The sequence below is a fragment of the Candidatus Binatia bacterium genome, assembly GCA_036382395.1.
Taxonomy (GTDB): Bacteria; Desulfobacterota; Binatia; order HRBIN30; family HRBIN30; genus JAGDMS01.
The window spans coordinates 1-4,289 of the sequence record DASVHW010000056.1 but is presented as its reverse complement, the minus strand read 5'-3'; the positions used below and the strand labels follow the sequence as shown (position 1 = coordinate 4,289).

Below are 4,289 nucleotides of genomic sequence, written 5' to 3'. Positions count from 1 at the left end.
GTGTTCGAGCAAGGCGAGGTCGCGGGCAATCATCGCTTCCTCGGCGGCCGCGGGCATACCCTTCAGCCCCAAGCGCAGCGACATGGCGCCTTCGTTCATGACGCCCTCCGCGGCAATCGAGCAGTCCTCTTCGTGGACGATGACGGGCAACCTGAACATCGCGGCATATTCGAGCGCATGGCGCATGAGGCCGCCGTTCATGATCGGCATGCCGTCATCCGACACGGCGACGATGCCGGCGCGCTGCATTTCGCCGATCTCCGCCAACTGCTCGCCCTTCAGTCCTTTCGACACGGCGCCGATGGGATAGACGCGCGCCAGCCCCACGGCCTGGGCACGTTCGCGAATATACTCAGTCACCGCGCCGTTATCATTGACCGGGTTCGTGTTGGCCATGCAGGCCACGGCGGTAAAACCGCCCGCCACCGCTGCCCGCGCACCGGTTTCGATGGTCTCTCTATACTCATATCCCGGCTCGCGCAGATGGACGTGCATATCGACCAGGCCCGGCAGAACCAGACAATTCTCGGCCTCGATGACTGTGGCGCCAGCCACCTGGTCTCCGCCGATCGACTCGGCAACGACAGCGATCTTGCCGTCACGCACCAACACGTCTCTCCGACCGTGGATACCGGTGGCAGGATCGACGACCGTCCCGCCGCGGATGAGGAGATCGTTGCTCATCCGACGTTCCGCCGCAACCGCGGTGCGGGGGCGTCCATGCCGCCCGCAGCGGACTGTGACTGCGTCTCCGCCTCAACCTCGGGTTCGGCCTTGGCTCGATCGATGAGAAGATAGAGCACCGCCATGCGCACGGCGATGCCGTTGGTCACTTGATCCATGATGACGGAGTACGGACCATCGGCCACGTCGCTCGCGATCTCGATGCCGCGATTGATTGGCCCGGGATGCATGATGATCACGTCGGGCTTGGCGCACGAAACGGCACGTTCCGTAAGGCAGAAGTAGCGTGAGTACTCATCCACCGTCGGGAAGAAGTTCTTCCCCTGCCGTTCCAGCTGCAGGCGCAGCATCATGATGACGTCCGCATCATGCACGCCCTCGGAGAGATCCGTGGTCACCTCGCCCCAGGTCCGCAGTTCGGGCGCCAGCAGCGTCGGTGGGCCGACCAGGCGTAGGCTCGCGCCGAGTGTCCGCAAGGCAAAGATGTTCGAGCGGGCCACGCGGCTGTGCAGGATGTCACCGATGATGGCAACCGTGAGTCCGGCCAAGCGTCCTTTACGTTCCCGAATCGTCAGCAGATCGAGCAAGGCCTGCGTCGGATGCTCGTGCGCCCCGTCGCCGGCGTTGATGATCGGGCAATCGAGGTGCGCCGCCAGGAAGTGGGACGCACCGGAGGAGGCATGCCGCAGGATAATGGCATCGGGCCGCATGGCCGCGAGGTTGCGCGCCGTATCGAGCAGCGTTTCACCCTTGGTAACGCTGCTGGTGGCCGCTGAGAGACTGACGAAGTCGGCGCTCATGCGTTTGGCGGCAATCTCGAACGAGGTACGCGTACGGGTGCTGGGCTCGTAGAACAGTCCGATCACCGTTTTCCCCCGTAACGTGGGCACCTTCTTGATCTCGCGTTCCGAGATCTCCTTAAAAGAGAGCGCCGTATCCAACAGGTAGGTCAGCTCCTCGCTGCTGACGTCTTCGAGGCCGAGCAAATGCCGACGTGTGAAAGGCATATTAGCACTCCTCGCCGCGGGCGATGACGACTTCGTCCCGCCCGTCGCTTTCCTTGAGTCGCACATGGACCGACTCGTTGACGGCGGTCGGCAAATTCTTTCCGACGTAGTCGGCACGGATGGGCAGCTCGCGGTGGCCGCGGTCGATCAGCACCACGAGCTGCACGCTGAGTGGCCGGCCGAAATCCATCAGCGCATCCAACGCCGCGCGGATGGTACGGCCAGTATAGAGGACGTCGTCCACCAGGATGACGCGCGTGTCATCGATGGCAAACGGGATCTGGGTACCTCTGACCTCTGGACGCTGCTTGCTGCGGCTGAGGTCGTCGCGGTAGAGGGTAATGTCGATGATGCCGGCCGGCACCTCCACGCCCTCGATCGTATGGATACGATCCCGCAAGCGCTCGGCGATGTGCACGCCGCGCGAGCGGATCCCGACCAGCACGAGTCTCTCGGTGCCTTTGTTGTGCTCCAGCACCTCGTGGGCGACGCGGGTCAAGGCCCGTTCGATCGCCTGCGCATCCATGACGACGCGTTCGTTGGGCGCCATCGTAGGTACAAAAAAACCCCCTCGTTGACCGAGGAGGTCTTACAGGCTCCGTATGGGGGTTTCGATCTTCATCATCACCCTTCCTGGCCTCGCGGGACCAGCTTAAAGGTTATTTGCCGCGGCAAGAGGGAGCGGCTCAGTTGGATTGTCTGTAGCCCGCCCGCATATTGAAGTCAATGCTACATGGCGCGCGCAACCGAGAAGACCATGTGTGCTCCAGCTCCGCGTGCACCGGAGTAGCCGGGAGTGGCCTTGTATCCGTGGCTACGTCTCGTCGCGATCGAGCCACTTCTCGAGCGCAGGTGGCCGGTAGCTTGCCAGCAGATCGAGCAGGTGCTCCGGATCGTGTTCTTCCAGCACCAAAGAGCGGTGTGCGGGGCGGACGAAGTGTTCGGCGACGGCATGGTCAAAGAGCGCCAGCAGCCGATCGTAGAAGCCTCCGAAGTTGAGCAAGCCACACGGCTTTCGGTGGAACCCCAGCTGGGCCCAGGTCACAACCTCACAAAACTCTTCCAGGGTCCCGTATCCCCCGGGTAGCGCCACGAAGGCGTCGGCAAGCTCCGCCATCAACGCTTTGCGTTCGTGCATCGATCCCACGACGCGCAGGTCGGGCAGTCCTTCATGAGCCACTTCCTTGGCAACCAGCGCCTCGGGAATCACGCCGATCACTTCACCGCCCCCGGCCATGACAGCGTCGGCGACGACTCCCATCAATCCGACCCGGCCGCCGCCATACACCAGGCCGATGCGCCGTCGCGCCAGCGCCGCCCCCATTGCGCGTGCCGCGTCGACGTAGACGGTGCGGGCGCCGTTGTTAGAGCCGCAAAAGATGCACACGCGCCGCATTCGTTGCCCTACGATTCGCCTTCCCGGTAATCCACCGCCGCGTCTTTTCTCGCGACCAGCCAGAACGCGGCTTGGGAAGGAGCGGCGCCAGAGATTCACGCTAGAACTTCTTGATCGTCTCTCTCAATCGCCGGCGTGCCTCGGCAGAGTACCAACAGTCTAGAAAGACGCGGTCCTGCTCCTCCGAGTCCGTTAAAACCCGCCTTTCCACCTCCTCGACGTGGCTGCGCTTGGTCAGCGCAAACGCCTCTCGAGGTGACGAGCCCACCGACCTGGCCTTCTCGACCGCCCGCGTTAGAACCTCCTCTATTGGCAGAACCTCATCGACCAGGCCCATCTTCAAGCACGCCGCGGATTCGTAGAACTCGCCGGAGTCGATAATGTCCCGGGCATTTCGAACTCCGACGACATACCGCAGTATGGAGTCCGGCAGGCACGGGATCGGCACTCCGAGCTTGATCTCGTTCAGCCCCATCAGTTTCCTGCCTGCCGCGATGAAGCGGTAGTCACAACACAGGGCCAGGATGCATCCACCCGCTGTGGCGTGCCCGGTGATGGCCGCCACCGTCGGCTTGGACAGTGTGTACAGACTGAGACACACGCGATTGAACAGGCCGAAAAACTTCTCGAACTCCGGCCTGGGAAACTCGAACAGCTTGGGCAGATCAAATCCGATCGAGAAAAACTTGTCGCTTGCGCTCGCGAGGACGAGGCCGTTCACCCCGGAGTCCTGTTCTATCGTACGCAGCACCTCGCCCAACTCATTGACGAGTTCCGGATCCAGCGCATTGGTAACGCCGCGATTGAGCTTCGCGACCGCCACGGCATCCCGATATTCCACGACGATTGTGCTCATCTTAAGGACGGGCGTTCGGAAAGCCTAGCAGCCAGCGCGACGAACAGTATTGATTGATCCCCACACAGACGCGCTGGTGAGCCGCTCCAAAATGAAGCGGCAAAGTGAGACTCACGCTCCGGGTGGCGGTGCCGCTGGTGCACCTTTCTTGTCGGCACGACGGACGCGCCGCTCGCGCTTGCGCTCCGCCTCGGCTTTGGCTGTATCGCCCCGATCGGTCAACTCGATGACCGACATCGCTGCAGCATCGCCGTGACGATGGCCCAGCTTGATGACACGCGTGTAGCCGCCTGGACGTTCCCGAAACCGCGACGCAACCTCGTCGAACAGCTTCTGCACCACGGTG

The 4,289-nt window shown here is 62.7% G+C and carries 6 protein-coding genes; all 6 read right to left on the bottom strand.

The features are described from left to right. Positions 1-684, bottom strand: a 684-nt coding sequence (locus tag VF515_03265) for an amidohydrolase family protein (protein ID HEX7406651.1), incomplete at its 3' end; no start/stop codon positions are given. After that, the gene (locus VF515_03260; protein HEX7406650.1) at positions 681-1,691 is read right to left on the bottom strand and encodes an aspartate carbamoyltransferase catalytic subunit; all 1,011 of its coding nucleotides are present in this window, start codon (positions 1,689-1,691) and stop codon (positions 681-683) included. The genes VF515_03265 and VF515_03260, both read right to left, overlap by 4 nt. Before the next feature lies 1 nt (position 1,692). After that, complete coding sequence (pyrR, locus tag VF515_03255) at positions 1,693-2,241, bottom strand: bifunctional pyr operon transcriptional regulator/uracil phosphoribosyltransferase PyrR (GenBank protein HEX7406649.1); 549 nt, start codon at positions 2,239-2,241, stop codon at positions 1,693-1,695. 264 nt (positions 2,242-2,505) lie between these two features. After that, complete coding sequence (locus VF515_03250) at positions 2,506-3,087, bottom strand: TIGR00730 family Rossman fold protein (protein ID HEX7406648.1); 582 nt, start codon at positions 3,085-3,087, stop codon at positions 2,506-2,508. 100 nt (positions 3,088-3,187) lie between these two features. Continuing rightward, complete coding sequence (locus VF515_03245) at positions 3,188-3,943, bottom strand: enoyl-CoA hydratase/isomerase family protein (protein ID HEX7406647.1); 756 nt, start codon at positions 3,941-3,943, stop codon at positions 3,188-3,190. Positions 3,944-4,054: 111 nt separating this feature from the next. Further along, on the bottom strand, positions 4,055-4,289 hold a 235-nt coding region (locus VF515_03240), incomplete at its 5' end, for a bL17 family ribosomal protein (protein HEX7406646.1).